Source organism: Prevotella rectalis (assembly GCF_900607215.1).
Classification (GTDB): domain Bacteria; phylum Bacteroidota; class Bacteroidia; order Bacteroidales; family Bacteroidaceae; genus Prevotella; species Prevotella brunnea.
Map to the genome: position 1 here is coordinate 1,112,586 of NZ_LR027822.1, position 15,884 is coordinate 1,128,469.

The following is a 15,884-nucleotide window of genomic DNA, read 5'->3' on the forward strand; positions in this document are numbered from 1 at the left end:
AATCTCTTTTCTCCCTGTTTTCTTTTGGAGTAAGGCGAAAATTTGCGACCTTTGCTCCGAGGTTAATTGATGATATTTCACAATACAAAGTTAATTAATCTTGGGGAGACAGAGGTCTCCCTTTTTTATTTGTATTGCTGGTTGTTTTTTTTCCTCGCCGAGAGATGCAGACAACCTCTCGCTACGCTTCGAGAACGTCTGCATCTCTCGGCGAGGGCTACTCTTTTATTGCACTTCGTTTTGGAACTTGCAATAGCACTCGAAATTATTCTCATTCTGTCTATACAAGGCTTAGCTTTCACTCTTCAAAAACTTACCTTTTGCAATGTAAGCATCCAATATTAGCCACCTTTGTGTGGTATGGCTACCGGAATATGGACGGACTGCCGGGCTATAGGCATTGTTCTGAACCAACGTACCGGCTCTGAGCAAAGCCCTTGTGCGGGCAAAGCATGACTTTGTGTCTTCAAAGTAGCAGGTTATTCCCAAAGCGGTCGATACTCATGCCATTGACCGGTACTTGTTTTCAATACGAAGGAAACTTTCACGTTCATTAACCCAGAGGATTGATTATTCACAAAAAGGTTTCCGATGGCAGAGAATATGCGAAGCATTGGCATTTTTATTAAATCGCTGACTATCAATAATATATAAAAACGCATAAAATTTCAACATGCAAAAGCTAAGCTTTCAAATCGCAATAGCTAAGCTTTCACGTGGCAAAAGCTCAACAAACGAAACGCAAAAGCTGAACTCTTGAAAGGATTTTTTGTTATATTTAGGAAATATTCTCGCATATTCATGTACTTCATGACGGATTGAGTAAAATGGGAAAGCGCAAACACAGTCTTGAAGACACTCATCGAGAGAAAACTCAACGAAAAACAAAGGCTTTCCATCATTGAATCTTTACAAATATTAACCATCAAGAAAACCGATTGCAAATTGTTCACCGAGACGACCCTTATTCCCTTTTTTGTGTGATTTTGAACAAGATTGAAAGGTCGTTTCCGGAGAATCGGAGGAATATATTTTGCAAATTATTTCTTCTTTTGCCGATAAATGAGTATTTTTGCATAAAATAAAACGAGATAAGTATGCAGTCAGTGTGTCATTTTTCAACCCTAATTCACGAACAAGCGAAGAAACATGGAGCCAAACCGGCTCTCACCTTTCGCAACTTCGGCAGTCTGAAATGGAAGTCCGTGTCGTGGAATCAGTTTTCACTCCGCGTGAAACAAGTATCGAACGCACTCCTTAATTTAGGGCTAAAGCCACAAGAGAAAATCGCAATCTTCTCGCAGAACTGCATTCAATATCTTTACACCGACTTTGGGGCCTACGGAGTGAGGGTTATCACCATCCCCTTTTATGCCACCAGCTCGGAACAGCAGATACAATACATGGTTCAAGATGCCGGCGTGCGCTATTTATTTGTTGGCGAACAGGAACAATACAACAAGGCTCACCGCATCTTTGCACTCTGCCCGTCATTAGAACGGATTGTTATTTTCGACCCCAGTGTCAGGATTAGTTCCCACGATCCCCACGCACTTTTCTTTGAAGATTTCTTAAAGTTGGGAGATCAGTTCCCCCGACAATCAGAAGTGGAAAATTTATGGAAAGAAGCCACACCCGAAGACATCTGCAACATCCTCTATACCAGTGGCACCACCGGCGAAAGCAAAGGCGTCATCCTCACCCATCATATGTACCTGTCGGCGGTAGAAGCCAATACGCGTTGTGTTCCCGTAACTTCAAAAGACAGAGTAATCAACTTCCTCCCCTTCGCCCACATCTTTGAAAAAGCATGGGCATATTTGGTGTTGGCGGTTGGGGGCGAGCTGATTGTGAACACTTATCCCCGAGAAATCCAAGACAGCATGCGCGAGACGCATCCCACCTGCATGGCAGCCGTACCTCGCTTCTGGGAGAAAGTTTATATTGCCGTAAAGGAAAAGATTGACCATGCTACCCTTTTGCAGCGAAAAGTATTTAAAAGAGCATTGGAGATAGGACGCAAACGAAACATCACGTACATCAGTCGCGGTAAGCGTGTACCCCTTGCCCTGGAACTGGAATACAGGATGGTGAACAAGACCATTCTCAGCCTTGTCCGAAAGGAATTGGGACTGCTGAATCCCAATATTTTCCCAACTGCCGGAGCTTACGTCTCGCCGGAAGTGGAGGAGTTCGTTCATGCCATCGACATACCGATGGTTGTGGGCTACGGACTAACGGAAAGTTTGGCAACAGTTAGTTGCGACCACAAGGGAAAACCTTATACCATCGGTTCCGTGGGACGCCCCATTGACAGCATCGAGGTGAAGATAGGAGCAGACGATGAGATACTACTCAAGGGTCCTACGATTACTCCCGGCTATTTCCGAAGAGAGCATATCAACGAAACGGCTTTCGATAAGGATGGTTTTTTCCATACGGGCGATGCCGGCTATCTGAAAGACGGCGAGCTTTTCCTGAAAGAACGCATAAAAGACCTGTTCAAGACTTCCAATGGAAAATACATTGCTCCACAGATGGTGGAAGGTATGTTGTTGGTAGATAAATTCATCGACCAAGCAGTGGTGATAGCCGACCAACGCAAATTCGTCTCCGCGCTGGTCGTTCCGGAGTTCCGTGTCTTAGAAGAATGGGCAACCGAGGAAGGTATCGCCTTCGAACATCGCGAAGACCTCTGCCACAACCCACGTGTGGTAAAAATGTACAGGGAGCGCATAGAAACCCTTCAGCAACGCCTTGCCCCTTACGAACAAGTGAAGAAGTTTACGTTGCTGCCACATCATTTTTCCATGGAGACCGGAGAACTGACCAACACGTTGAAACTGAAACGTCCGGTCATATACAAAAACTTCAAGGACATCATTGACAAGATGTATGAGGAGTAACGGACACATATTTGATTAGAAACAAAAAGGAAAGAAGTGATAACAGCCGATCAACTTAAAGATGTATTGGAGCGCGTAAAAGCTCTGCATCATTATCTGAATATTGACCAACGAAAGATAGAATTTGAGGAGGAACAACTCCGAACCCAAGCTCCTGACTTCTGGGAAGATGCCGAAAGAGCACAAGAACAGATGAAGAAGGTGAAGAACATTGAGAAGTGGCTCAAAGGCTACGAGAATGTGCGAACACAGGCTGACGAGTTGCAACTGGCTTTTGAGTTCCACAAGGATAGTCTCGTTACCGAAGAAGAGGTGGATGACAACTATTCCGAAGTGGTTTCCTCCATCGAGAAGCTGGAATTGATGAACATGCTCCGACAAAAGGAAGATCCAATGGAATGTGTAATGAAAATCAATTCCGGAGCAGGAGGCACTGAAAGCCAAGATTGGGCATCAATGCTCATGCGAATGTATATGCGTTATGGCGAGGCACACGGCTATAAAGTTACCATTTCTGACATTCAAGACGGCGACGAGGCAGGCATCAAGAGCGTAACGATGAAGTTCGAAGGCGGAGAATATGCCTACGGCTTCCTAAAAAGCGAAAACGGCGTGCATCGTTTGGTACGCGTCAGCCCGTTCAACGCCCAAGGAAAGCGCATGACGAGCTTTGCCAGCGTATTCGTCTCACCATTGATTGATGACACCATCGAGGTATATGTTGATCCGGCACGCGTCAGTTGGGATACGTTCCGGTCGGGAGGAGCCGGCGGGCAGAACGTGAACAAGGTGGAATCGGGTGTGCGTCTGCGCTATCAATACGAAGACCCTGACACCGGAGAGCAAGAAGAGATACTCATCGAGAACACCGAGACGCGCGACCAACCGAAGAACCGCGCCAAAGCCATGCAGCTTTTGAAGTCTCAACTCTACGATCGCGCCATGAAGAAGAAAATGGAAGCACAAGCAAAAGTGGAGGCTTCCAAGAAAAAAATAGAATGGGGGAGCCAAATTCGCAGCTATGTTTTCGATGACAGACGCGTGAAAGACCATCGCACCAATTACCAAACATCGGATGTGGATGGGGTTATGGACGGAAAGATTGACAACTTTATCAAGGCATACCTCATGGAATTTCCCACAGAGGGGTGAACCTCAACGGTTGAAAGGAATAGAAAAATAAAAATATTACTACTATGAGCCAGAAAAGCAAGTTATACAAACAAAGACGAGAAGCCCGACAGGAAAAGCAGGCGAAGACAGTCATTAAATGGATTATTATCAGTCTCTTTATACTGGCATTGGTTATCTTCGGATATTCCATCTACCTTTTTGGCTGATGAGCGGATTGGAGATTGAAAGAAAGTTCTTGGTTCACAAGTCGAAGGACTGGAAGAAGGCAGCCTTTTCATCAAGTCGCATCCAACAAGGATATTTTTCCGCCAAGCATACCGTTCGCGTTCGCGTTCGCGATGAGAAAGCCTATCTCACCATCAAGGGCGCATCGCTCGACGGTGGATTGTCGCGATACGAGTTTGAGAAAGAAATATCATTGGAAGAGGCGCGCCGGTTGTTGGAGCTTTGTGAGCCGGGAAAAATTGACAAACGACGTTATCTCGTGAATTACGAAGGGCATCTCTTCGAGATAGATGAGTTCTACGGCGACAACGAGGGTCTCGTGATGGCAGAAGCAGAGCTGAAAGATGCTAACGAGACGCTAAATCTCCCTGAGTTCATCGGGATGGAGGTAACGGGCGACTCTCGTTTCTACAACTCCCACTTGCGCGTTCATCCGTTTAAGCTTTGGCGCGACGCCTTGCCCAAAGAGTACAGATGAGGAAAGCAATGGTAGAACCCATAGCGTCCGCCACGAAATCCATCCATTCCCCACTACGTCTGCCACCGGTGCAATAGGCTTGCAACAGTTCGATGAGTCCACCCATACAGACCGGAAAAAGCCAAATCCAAAGAAGCAGCCGAAGGAAGGAGGCTTTCGGACGAGTGCGCAAGAACTCAAAGGAGAACAACAAGCCAAGCACCAAATAGAGAGCGCAATGTGTCCATTTATCAATTAATGCCACATTCTGTAACGGTGTTTCCGGAACATCCATGAAGCAAAGATACCAAATGACAAGCAGAAATAAGATGGTCAGTGGATACGCGCGCAAGAAACGAAGAACCAATTTCATATTGTATAACATGGTTTTCTGCAAAAGTAAGCATAAATTCGCAGACAAACCGTTTTTTTTGCCACAAATATAATCTTTTACGCCGGAACGATGAACTTTCGAGATTTTTTCTACTTGCAAAAATCGGACAGAAAGGCTGTTCTTTTCCTCCTTTCCCTTGCAGCGGCAGTCATCATTGCCGTCTATTTGTTGGGGAACGACAACAACCGGACGATAGGTGGTGCAGATAACGAAGACACACACTTCAAAAGAGGTGCCGCATCGGAAAGAAACGGAAATCCGAAAGAAGCCTATCGCTTCACGGAAAGCAGGCATGTGAAACCATTTCCGTTCGACCCCAACACTGCCAATGGCGAGGAACTGGAGCGATTGGGCTTGGCACCTTATCAAATTCGCAACATTTACAAATATCGTGCGAAAGGAGGCGTATTCAGATCTCCGCAGGATTTTGCCAAGATTTACGGACTAACACGCAAACAGTACCGAGCCTTAGAACCCTACATCACCATCGGAGATGATTATGAACCTGCCTTCACGCTGGCAAGCGTCCGAGCATACCATGAGAACAAACTGGCGGAACGCGAAAGAATACACGAGGCATACGAAGCATACAAGGCACAAGATGCTTATCAACCCTATAAGAAATATGACCGGGACACCATACGCTATCCGTTGAAGATAAAGGTGAACGAGCATATCAATCTTGCTGTGGCAGACACCACCTTGCTAAAAAAAGTTCCCGGCATAGGTTCCGGGTGGGCACGTGCAATAGTTAGTTACGGAAAACGGTTGGGTGGCTACGTTTCCGTTGGACAACTCAAGGAAATAGAGGATTTTCCGGAAGAGTCGCTTCCGTTTTTTGAAGTGAGAAATCCTCACACACAAAAATTAAATCTTAACAAACTATCGCTCAATCAGCTGCGCCGACATCCTTACATCAATTTCTACATGGCGCGCGACATCTTGGATTATCGTCGCCTGAACGGGAATTTGTCATCGCTCTCACAACTCAGATTGCTCAAGAACTTTCCTCCCGATGTAATAAAACGGCTGCAACCCTACGTTACGTTTTAACAATCGTTCTCACCATCTCGTCCATACGCTCATTCCGAAACATGATTTTTTCCACCACAATTTATTGTCCGTTCAAGATATTATCAGTACATTTGAAACATGAACGAAAAAATAAAGATGAGCAAGGGAAGAGCAAACACGGTTGTAGCATCAGGCATTAGCGGTCTTTTGGCGGTTATTGTCTTCGTAATCAATCTCTTCATTTGCAATTCATCGGTATTCGGTCTGAGCCTAATCATTGGCATCCTCTCATGGGTGGTCTTCCTCGTGGCTGTAGGCACACCACGATAAAACACTTTCTATCTTCCCGGCTGTCATTCCTTACAAAACCGGAGAAGGCATGCTGCGCAATGATTAACCCCCGGAATATAATTTTGAAAGCCGTCAGTGTTTCGCTATCATTTTACCAAGCAGTGGTAATACCATTACCAGCCACCGGTAACACCATTACCAAGCAGTGGTAATGCCATTACCACTGCTTGGTAATTTTCCCACTTAGCAGCTTTTTGTTTCCGAGCATCCTGCCATTTTGAAGATTTGCTTACAACTTGCGTGCAGCAGTAAACCGACTATACGTCCCAACTCAGCTTGTACAACACTCATTGCCCAAAATTGCGAAGTATCGAATACCGAAGAATTGACAAACTATGGCAAAACGTTCGGGTTTCGCTCTTTTTTCTTATCTTTGCAACGATACTATATGGCAGCTATATGATAAGACAAGATTATTTCCTGAGAATCATTGAAGAGTTTACCGCAGCCGTTGCACTTTTTTTAGAAAAGAAAGAGGACGACCGGGATGCAGGAATGAGGGATTTGTATCGACAGTATGTGGGCGATTACGAGTTATTGCGCAACATGACGGTACGAGAGTTGGTGGCTTTTTCGTTAGAGCAATGGAAGCCGGAGGAACGCATTCGCAGATTGGGAATGTTGGCAGAGCTGCTCTACGTTGAAGGAGGATACAAGGTGAACCCACTGCGCGCAATGCTGCTGGACAAGGCATTGCTGCTCTATGAATACGTGGACGCACACAGCGACACCTATTCCATAGACAGGAAAATGAAGATGCAAAAGCTTGCTGACGCCGTTACAGCGATAGAAGCAAAGAAGTCGTGAAGTTTTTTGTGGAAAACCGTGTTGTTTTCCCTAAATTTTCCGTACATTTGCATCACAACTACTAATTTATACAATATGCTGGAGAAAAACATACGTGAGCAAATCATAGACTTAATGCACCGACAGGTGGTACCTGCCGTGGGATGTACCGAACCAATGGCAGTGGCACTTTGTACGGCACGTGCCACAGAACTGTTGGGAGAGAAGCCTGAGAAGATAAAGGCTCACTTGTCAGCCAACATTCTCAAGAATGCCATGGGCGTGGGAATACCCGGTACGGGCATGATAGGACTTCCCATCGCCATATCCTTAGGCGCGCTCATCGGAAAATCGAGTTATCAACTTGAAGTAATCAAAGACCTGACTCCGGAAAGCCTTGAAGAAGGAAAGAAATTCATGGGCGAGAACCGTATTGACATCAAGCTGAAAGAGGGTATTAGCGAAAAACTCTATGTTGAAATCACGTGCGAAGCAGGCGACAAGAATGCCACAGCGGTGATTTCGCACTCTCATACCAACTTCGTTTACGAGGAAGCAAACGGAAAAGTGCTGCTGAACAAGCAGACAACATCCGAAACGGAAGAGAAGCAGGGCGAGAAGGATATAGAACTAAACCTTAAAATGGTTTGGGATTTCGCAACAACAACGCCGTTAGATGAAATCAATTTCATCATGGAAGCAAAACGATACAACATGCGTGCTGCATCGGAAGCGTTGAAAGACAATTACGGGCATTGTTTGGGGAAAACCATGGATCGCCCGTTAAGTCGTGGCATCTTTGGCGATAGCATCTATTCCCACATCATTTCCAAAACAGCTTCCGCCTGCGATGCCCGCATGGGAGGCGCAATGGTTCCGGTGATGAGCAACAGCGGTTCGGGAAATCAAGGAATATGCGCCACCAACCCGGTTGTGGTGTTCGCCAAAGAGAACGAAAACACACCCGAAGAACTCATCCGCGCATTGACATTGAGCCATCTGACCGCCATCTATATCAAGCAGAACCTCGGTGCGCTATCAGCACTTTGTGGCTGCATCGTGGCAAGCACGGGGTCGAGTTGCGGTATTACTTATCTGATGGGAGGCAGTTACACCAATATATGCTATGCGGTAAAAAACATGATTGCCAACCTTACCGGTATGATTTGTGATGGCGCAAAGCCCAGTTGTGCACTGAAGATATCATCGGGAGTATCCACTGCCGTATTGTCTGCCATGATGTCGATGGAAGGACACCACGTAACGGAGGCTGAAGGCATTATCGACAAGGATGTGGATCGTTCCATTAAAAACCTTACCAACCTCGGAAAGGATGCCATGTGTGCCACCGACGATATGGTGCTCAACATCATGACGCACAAGAGCGAATGCTGATTTTTCAATCGTAGTCCGATAAAAGCCAAGCAGCCAACCTCGCCCGGATAACCAGCGGACAGGGTTGGCTGCTTAACCATCATCAGAAAGGTGGAAGAACTTCAAATTGTTTCAATTCTCCTGTTGCGGGATGAGTGAATCGTAAATACTCCGCATGGAGATATAAGCGGTCAGCAGCCTTTCCATAAAGCGTATCACCCAAGATGGGGGCATTCAAACCATCCGGATGCGCGCAATGAACACGAAGCTGGTGGGTGCGACCGGTAAGGGGTGTCAGTTCCACCTTCAAGGCTTTCGTGAAATGAGAATCGTTGATGGTTGTCATGCCGATGATGCGATAGCGGGTTACGGCTTCTTTCCCACCGGTAAAATCTGCCACCTGTCTGGGACGATCGAGCGGATCGGGACGGAGAGGAATGGACAGGATGCCCTCATGAGACAATCCCGATGTGAGAAAAGAGGGAGAGATGAGGGCAGAATAACGCTTTCCCACGGTGCGTTTTTTGAATTGTTCTTGCAACATGGCATGTGTTCGTTTGTCTTTTGCAACCACAAGCAGCCCACTTGTTGCCATGTCCAGCCGATGTACGATGACCGGCGTATCGCGAAGTTCCCATCTTCGGCGCAGCTTACTTTCCACCGATTCTCTTCCGGTTCTTCCCGGAATGGTGAGCATTCCGGAGGGTTTGTTCACAATGGCAAGCCACTCATCTTCATAAATGATATCAAGCGATTGTGAAGTGTTGCTTTCCAAAGGATTATTCTCCACATTCATGCCCTTCAACATCCATGTTAGCAGTGGTTTACACTTACCATTGCATGCCGGATAGAAATGTTTGTGATGCCTTATCTCGGTCTTCGGCGATGCTCCCCACCAGAACATCGCGATGCTAAGTGGCTTCATGCCATGACAAAACGCGTAGTGCAGGAGCTTGGGTTCACAACATTCGCCGGCTCCCGATGGCGGGTCAAGAAACGAACTGTTTTTGAAGGATTTTCCATTGTAATAGTCATGAAAGATGTCAATGACACTTTTCGCCTCGCCACAGGCATTTCGCAACACGAAATGAGAGAAAAGCCAACTCTGAAGGTGGTCGGACATTAACTTACGACGAGTTTTTAGCTCCGCGATTCTTCGCTCGAAGTCAAACACAGTGGCAGTGGCTTTCTCCAAAAGCTCGGCATACGCCTTCTTGGTTCTTCTCACCTCAGCCTTCAGAAACTGACTTTGCTTTATCATCTCTTTTTTCTCGGCTTCGGACAGGAGAGCTGTTTCGCGCCTTTTGTCGCGAAGAGCCTTTGCCATCGTCATGGCTTCCCGCTTCACTCGAATGGCTTTTTCAGCCTCTTGCTTCAAGTTATCCAGCCTTTCACGCGCAAATTGATAGGCTTTAGAAGCATGAATGTAGCTGATTTGTCGGTTGATGTCCGATATTTCCTTCTCGCGCGACTTGAAATAGCCATGCGGTTGCAGATAGTCAAACACCGGTGGAACAAATTCGTCCTCGTTCACTCCTTCCATTTGTCCGGAATAAGCCTGCAAATAGCCAAGATTACCATCCTTTTCCACCACTAAAACCCCAAACATTTTTCCTTCACACAACGCGGGGAGCGAGGATTGGAGTTGGTTTGCAGCAACGATGCAAAGTGGTGATGGAGCGTAAAAAAACGGATTGTTGAAGGGTTCGTTCTCTTTTTCTCGTTCCATGGGTGACAAACTGTTCGTGAATGGATGAAATCGTAAATCCTGCATGATAAAAACGACAAATGAAAAGTTGCTTATTCTTTTCTCCAAATCTATCAATAGATTAAGAGCGGATTGCAAAGATACTGCTTTTTCTTCTTAAAAATGTGCTAAAATTGTTTTTTAGCTTATCTAATCATCTGAAAAGCAGTATCTTTGCCACATGAATAGGACAAGGGTGTTATCGTTTCTGTTGTTTCTTTGTCTGCTGACGGCTCAAGCACAACGCCCCAAAGTGGGATTGGTCTTGGGCGGAGGCGGTGCCAAAGGCGCGACTATCGTGGGGGTGTTGAAAGAGATAGAACACGCCGGAATTCCCATTGACTACATCTCCGGAACGAGTATCGGTGCCATTGTGGGCGGATTATACAGCGTTGGCTATCGCGCAGCTGACCTTGACACTCTCTTTCGGTCGCAAGACTGGTTGTCATTGCTGACAGATGGCTCGTCTGCCACTCGTGGACGACTGATGGAAGAAAAGGAGGGGATAACCTATATCTTCGGAATTCCGGTTTCTCATCGCAAAAATGGTAAACACTCGTTAAGTGGTTTCGGATTGTTGCATGGCGACAGCATCCTCAGTTTTCTCGACTCGCTCGTAATCAACTCACCGGTGGCGCGCCATGCCCAATCGTTTCCCTCAACATTTCCCACCGATAGTTCATCCTTTCTTCAGCCCATTCCGTTTTGTTGCGTAACATTTGATTTGCAACAGTACAGAGAGGTGGTGCTCTCTTCCGGCAATTTGGCACGGAACATGCGAGCCAGCATGGCGATTCCCGGCATCTTCAAACCCGTGATAACAGACTCCATGATGTTGGCTGATGGAGGAATGGTCAACAATCTTCCGGTGGATGTGGTAAAAGAAATGGGCGCGGAGATTGTGATTGCCATTGATTTAACACAAAACAAACAAGAAGAATATCAATCGCCCATCTGGTTTCTGAAAGGATTGGGTGGGATAATCGGATGGCTGGCAGAACGTCCTGATATTCAAAGATACAACAAAAACAGGAAATTGGCAGATTTATATATCAACCCCGATTTAGGAAATTACGGTGTTTTGAGCTTTAATGCCGATGCCATTGCCGACATGCTGTCAATGGGAAGAAAAGCCGGCAGAGAACATTATCAAGACCTTATGCTATTGAAAGAAAGATTATCATCCTCATGTTCTGACCTCAAAACCGACGAACAAGATGACTCTGTGCGAACAATCGCATCGGTGATGCACCAATAGAGAGAAACCATCTGGCAAACACTTATTTTTCAACATCGCGACATGGAAAAGAAAACAACGATACTCACCATCACCGGTTCCGATAGCACAGGTGGCTCGGGGGTACAGGCAGACATCAAGACGATTACCGCGCTCGGCGGATATGCTGCCACGGCCATTACCACCGTCACGGCACAGGACACGGAAGGGATAAGGCAGCTTTACGATATTCCCGCAGAGGTGTTGGAAATGCAGATGCGCGCGGTCATGAACGACTTACAGCCCGATGGTGTGAAGCTTGGCATGCTGCGAACGGTGGAACAAGTGCAGGTGGTGGAACATGTGCTACTTGAATATCATCCAAGATATGTGGTACTCGATGCCGTTGTCATCAGTAGTAAGGGAAACATCCTCATGCCTCAAGAGGTGTTCGGTGCCATGGAACGTCTTCTTTTCCCACTTGCCACCATTGTGGTAATCAAGAAAGAAAGTGCATCTCACATCCTGAAACGCGATGAAATAAGAAGCAACGAGGCGTTAGAGCAGATGGCTCGACAACTGCTGAACAAGGGCTGCGAATCGGTGGTGCTTCAAGGCGGTGTAATCGCCTCAGAGTCGCTCACCGATGTGTTAGTTCAGAGAGGTTCGTCCACTGCACATTTCTACACTCGTCCCGGATTTATCGACCGGATTACCCATGGTGCCGGAGGCGCCTTCTCCTCTGCCGTTGTCGTAACCTTGTGCATGGGCGAACCAATGGTGAGAGCCATCGATCACGCGCTGGAGTATGTGAGTCAGCTTATTCTCCGTTCCGCTGATTCCAACTTAGGTTCCGGTGGCAGGTTGCTCGACCACAGCAGTCATTTACCGCATCAGAGCATCTCCGCACGGATGATAGAACTCTACAACGAGTTGATGAATGAGATTGCGGTACATCATCGAGCAACGGGCGAAGTGGGTTTTTATGCCAACCGTCTGAACGTTTCTCCTCGTTATTTGGCACAAGTTACGCGACGTGTGGCAGGAAGAACTCCCAAACAGCTCATCGATGATTACATCATAAAAGAAATAGAAACACACCTTACCGGAACTACGAAAAACATTCAGGAGATAGCCTTTACTTTCGGTTTTTCCTCACAAGTGCAGTTCAATAAGTTTTTCAAGAAGATGAAAGGCTGTGCTCCCACCCAATATAGAAAAGAAGCCTCTCCACAATCTCCTCCCCGAAAAGGAGGAAACGCAGAGAGGTAGGGAAAATTATGTGATAAGGTTTATGAAAAGTTCGTGCACTCTCGTGTCTTCGCCCAGCTCCGGATGAAAAGCCGTTACCAACTGTTTGCCCTGCTTGGCTGCCACGATGTGTCCATCCACTTCAGCCAATACTTCCACTCCCTCGCCCACACTATCAATGTAAGGAGCGCGAATGAATGTCATTGGCACAGGTTTCGCTATACCTTTCATGGATGCGGTGGTGAAGAAACTGCCCGTCTGTCTTCCGTAAGCATTCCTACAGGTACGAATGTTCATGGTTGCGAAACGCTCGTAAGGCGTATTGGCGTTTTCCACCTCTTTGGAAAGCAGGATAAGTCCGGCACATGTTCCGTAAACCGGCAGTCCCCGTTCTATGTCCCGCTTGATGGGTTCAAATAAGTTCAGCTCGTGCAAGAGTTTCAGCATCACCGTACTCTCGCCACCGGGAATAATCAGCCCGTCTTTGGGCTGTTCCCAGTCGGCTGCCTGTCTTACCTCAAAGGTCTCTACGCCGAGTTTCCGCATCATCTGCTCATGCTCTGCGAAAGCCCCCTGAAGTGCCAAAATAGCAATTCTCATAAATAAAGCTGTGAATGTAAATTCCTGATGGAGGTTTATTTACCTCTTTCTGCCATCAGTACTGCAATTTCATTCTCATTAATGCCTACCATTGCCTCACCGAGGTCTTCACTGAGCTTGGCAATCATCTTTGCGTCCTTATAATTGGTAACAGCCTGAACAATGGCACGCGCGCGTTTCTCCGGGTTGCCCGACTTAAAGATACCGGAACCCACGAACACGCCTTCAGCTCCCAGTTGCATCATCAGTGCAGCATCGGCAGGTGTGGCAACACCACCGGCTGCAAAGTTCACAACGGGCAGTTTTCCGTGGTCATGTACGTATTTCACGAGATCATAAGGCGCACGCAACTGTTTTGCAGCTTCATAGAGTTCATCCTCGCTCATTGAGGTGAGACGACGCATCTCGCTTTGAATCAAACGCATGTGGCGCACCGCCTGTATAATGTCTCCCGTGCCCGGCTCGCCTTTTGTGCGAATCATCGTAGCACCTTCAGCAATGCGGCGCAATGCCTCGCCAAGGTCTTTGGAGCCACATACGAACGGAACGTCGAACTGTGTCTTGTCGATATGATAGATATCATCTGCCGGAGAGAGAACTTCGCTCTCATCGATGTAATCAATATCAATTGCCTGAAGAATTTGAGCCTCAACAAAATGTCCGATACGAACCTTTGCCATCACGGGAATGCTCACTGCCTCTTGGATGCCACGTATCATTTTCGGGTCGCTCATGCGGGAAACACCGCCTGCAGCGCGAATATCTGCGGGAATACGCTCCAAAGCCATTACCGCGCAAGCACCTGCAGCTTCTGCAATACGTGCCTGTTCCGGAGTTGTAACATCCATGATAACACCGCCTTTGAGCATCTGCGCCAAGTTGCGGTTCAATTCTTTTCTATCTTCTTTCATGAGTCTTATAATTTATAATTGTTTTTTATTCTTGTCGTTTAGGTTGTTCGGTCTTCGTCATCGCCTTCTTGTCTTGTATGGGCAGAAACGGTTGTTCCACGCAGCTTGGGCAGATGCCGTCCAAGCAGTTCGGAATATCGTAACCGAATGATTATACAAAGGTAAATAAAACTTAGTTTTTACCAAATGTTTATTCTTGTTTGGGAAATAATTAGATACAAAAAGGAAAGCCAAAGTTATTTTTCTTGCATCCAATCAGCATTGTTCGCTATGGAAATGTACCGGTGAGGGGGCGTTGCCTCCTATTCTTGCGGACAAAAATATAGGTGTAAATGACTTGGAATGTTCCTTTCATCATAGTTGTCGATAGAACAATTATTCAACTGTATTTCATCAAATATAAATAAAAACAGATGAAAAGTTTCTGAATATCTTTTTTTTTGCATACCTTTGCACTCGCTTTTATTCTAAAGCATCTATCGGGATGTAGCGCAGTTGGTAGCGCACTACGTTCGGGACGTAGGGGTCGGGCGTTCGAGTCGCCTCATCCCGACTTTAAAGCGGTAATCGAAGCTATTTCGAGTATCGCTTTTTTGATTAGATGGGACGCAGAGTTCTGAGCCAAATGCCGCCTCATCCGAATTGAAAGTGGTAATCGAAGCTATTTCGAGTATCGCTTTTTTGATTAGATGGGACGCAGAGTTCTGAGCCAAATGCCACCTCATCCGAATTGAAAGTGGTAATCGAAGCTATTTCGAGTATCGCTTTTTTAATTAGATGGGACGCAGAGTTCTGAGCCAAATGCCGCCTCATCCGACTTCAAAGCGGTAATCGAAGCTATTTCGAGTATCGCTTTTTTAATTAGATGGGACGCAGAGTTCTGAGCCAAATGCCGCCTCATCCGAATTGAAAGCGGTAATCGAAGCTATTTCGAGTATCGCTTTTTTGATTAGATGGGACGCGTTATGCGAAACAGCTACCAAACATTTCATGCCATTCCCCATTGCAATTATTCCGTTTCTCGTGAGGACAAAAAGACCAATTTAAGAGTTTTGTTCACACTTTTTCACTCCATAAATCGCATATTCGCGAAGACTTCTTCCTTGATGCGGAAATATACGCAAGACAAGAATTTAAGTTAATCGACTGATTATCAGAGGAAACGCAGAACACTATTAAATGCCTGCCATGCAAAAGCTTAGCTTTTGGAACACAAAAGCTTAGCTTTTGCAAGGCGAAAGCTAAGGAAACGAGGTGCAAAAGCTTTCGTTTGGGTAATGAAACTTGGATTATTACTGAATTTTTATCGCCATTTATACCACATTTCCCATTTATAAGGAGAAAGTTTAATGAGAAGAACAACAGAAAAACCACACAGAATGAAGAAAAAAGGATGTAAAAGAAAATTACAAAGTTACGGAATTTCAGAACAATTTTCATCCCGATGTTCACCACAACAGACATTTCTTGTTTCCTCATGGGAACATCGCATGAAGAATGAAGTACATCTCGCGACTT

At 46.2% G+C, this 15,884-nt stretch carries 13 protein-coding genes and 1 tRNA gene; 10 read left to right on the forward strand and 4 right to left on the reverse strand.

All coding sequences use genetic code 11. The annotated features are described in order from the left end of the window. The first annotated feature begins 1,097 nt into the window (after nucleotides 1–1,097). The 3 genes from E0E16_RS13020 (at nucleotide 1,098) to E0E16_RS13030 (ending at nucleotide 4,743) form a co-directional block, all read left to right on the forward strand. Nucleotides 1,098–2,906 carry an AMP-dependent synthetase/ligase gene (locus tag E0E16_RS13020; RefSeq protein WP_130830596.1) on the forward strand — a complete coding sequence of 603 codons (1,809 nt, stop codon included), beginning with the start codon at nucleotides 1,098–1,100 and terminating at the stop codon, nucleotides 2,904–2,906. 36 nt (nucleotides 2,907–2,942) lie between these two features. Continuing rightward, complete coding sequence (prfB, locus tag E0E16_RS13025; RefSeq protein WP_130830597.1) at nucleotides 2,943–4,058, forward strand: peptide chain release factor 2; 1,116 nt, start codon at nucleotides 2,943–2,945, stop codon at nucleotides 4,056–4,058. A 187-nt stretch (nucleotides 4,059–4,245) separates the two neighbouring features. Further along, entirely contained in the window at nucleotides 4,246–4,743 is a 498-nt protein-coding gene (locus E0E16_RS13030) for a CYTH domain-containing protein (RefSeq protein WP_130830669.1), read from the forward strand. Here E0E16_RS13030 and E0E16_RS13035 read toward each other — a convergent pair. Continuing rightward, on the reverse strand, nucleotides 4,703–5,095 hold the full coding sequence (locus tag E0E16_RS13035; protein WP_130830598.1) for a VanZ family protein: 393 nt from the start codon (nucleotides 5,093–5,095) through the stop codon (nucleotides 4,703–4,705). The genes E0E16_RS13030 and E0E16_RS13035 overlap by 41 nt on opposite strands. Before the next feature lie 90 nt (nucleotides 5,096–5,185). Here E0E16_RS13035 and E0E16_RS13040 point away from each other — a divergent pair, with 90 nt between their 5' ends. From E0E16_RS13040 to E0E16_RS13055, 4 genes are all read left to right on the forward strand, one after another. Beyond that, on the forward strand, nucleotides 5,186–6,169 hold the full coding sequence (locus tag E0E16_RS13040; protein WP_130830599.1) for a helix-hairpin-helix domain-containing protein: 984 nt from the start codon (nucleotides 5,186–5,188) through the stop codon (nucleotides 6,167–6,169). Nucleotides 6,170–6,268: 99 nt separating this feature from the next. Next, the gene (locus E0E16_RS13045; RefSeq protein ID WP_130830600.1) at nucleotides 6,269–6,460 is read left to right on the forward strand and encodes a hypothetical protein; all 192 of its coding nucleotides are present in this window, start codon (nucleotides 6,269–6,271) and stop codon (nucleotides 6,458–6,460) included. 420 nt (nucleotides 6,461–6,880) lie between these two features. Beyond that, nucleotides 6,881–7,288, forward strand: coding sequence for a P-loop NTPase family protein (locus E0E16_RS13050; protein ID WP_130830601.1), 408 nt, complete (start codon nucleotides 6,881–6,883; stop codon nucleotides 7,286–7,288). 75 nt (nucleotides 7,289–7,363) lie between these two features. Next, nucleotides 7,364–8,662: an L-cysteine desulfidase family protein gene (locus tag E0E16_RS13055; RefSeq protein WP_130830602.1), complete on the forward strand. Its 1,299-nt coding sequence runs from the start codon at nucleotides 7,364–7,366 to the stop codon at nucleotides 8,660–8,662. 82 nt (nucleotides 8,663–8,744) lie between these two features. On the opposite strand, the gene E0E16_RS13060 is transcribed toward E0E16_RS13055, so the two are convergent. Then, a complete protein-coding gene (locus E0E16_RS13060; protein WP_240048162.1) occupies nucleotides 8,745–10,370 on the reverse strand; it encodes an RluA family pseudouridine synthase in 1,626 nt (541 codons plus the stop codon). A gap of 199 nt (nucleotides 10,371–10,569) precedes the next feature. Here E0E16_RS13060 and E0E16_RS13065 point away from each other — a divergent pair, with 199 nt between their 5' ends. Both E0E16_RS13065 and E0E16_RS13070 read left to right on the forward strand, forming a co-directional pair. Further along, complete coding sequence (locus E0E16_RS13065) at nucleotides 10,570–11,646, forward strand: patatin-like phospholipase family protein (RefSeq protein ID WP_130830603.1); 1,077 nt, start codon at nucleotides 10,570–10,572, stop codon at nucleotides 11,644–11,646. 42 nt (nucleotides 11,647–11,688) lie between these two features. After that, entirely contained in the window at nucleotides 11,689–12,876 is a 1,188-nt protein-coding gene (locus E0E16_RS13070; RefSeq protein WP_130830604.1) for a bifunctional hydroxymethylpyrimidine kinase/phosphomethylpyrimidine kinase, read from the forward strand. 6 nt (nucleotides 12,877–12,882) lie between these two features. Here E0E16_RS13070 and pdxT read toward each other — a convergent pair whose 3' ends face one another. Next, nucleotides 12,883–13,455: a pyridoxal 5'-phosphate synthase glutaminase subunit PdxT gene (gene pdxT, locus E0E16_RS13075; RefSeq protein ID WP_130830605.1), complete on the reverse strand. Its 573-nt coding sequence runs from the start codon at nucleotides 13,453–13,455 to the stop codon at nucleotides 12,883–12,885. Between the two features lie 35 nt (nucleotides 13,456–13,490). Then, entirely contained in the window at nucleotides 13,491–14,366 is an 876-nt protein-coding gene (pdxS, locus tag E0E16_RS13080) for a pyridoxal 5'-phosphate synthase lyase subunit PdxS (RefSeq protein WP_130830606.1), read from the reverse strand. Nucleotides 14,367–14,846: 480 nt separating this feature from the next. Here pdxS and E0E16_RS13085 point away from each other — a divergent pair. Next, nucleotides 14,847–14,919, forward strand: a tRNA-Pro gene (locus E0E16_RS13085). The last annotated feature ends 965 nt before the right edge of the window (nucleotides 14,920–15,884 follow it).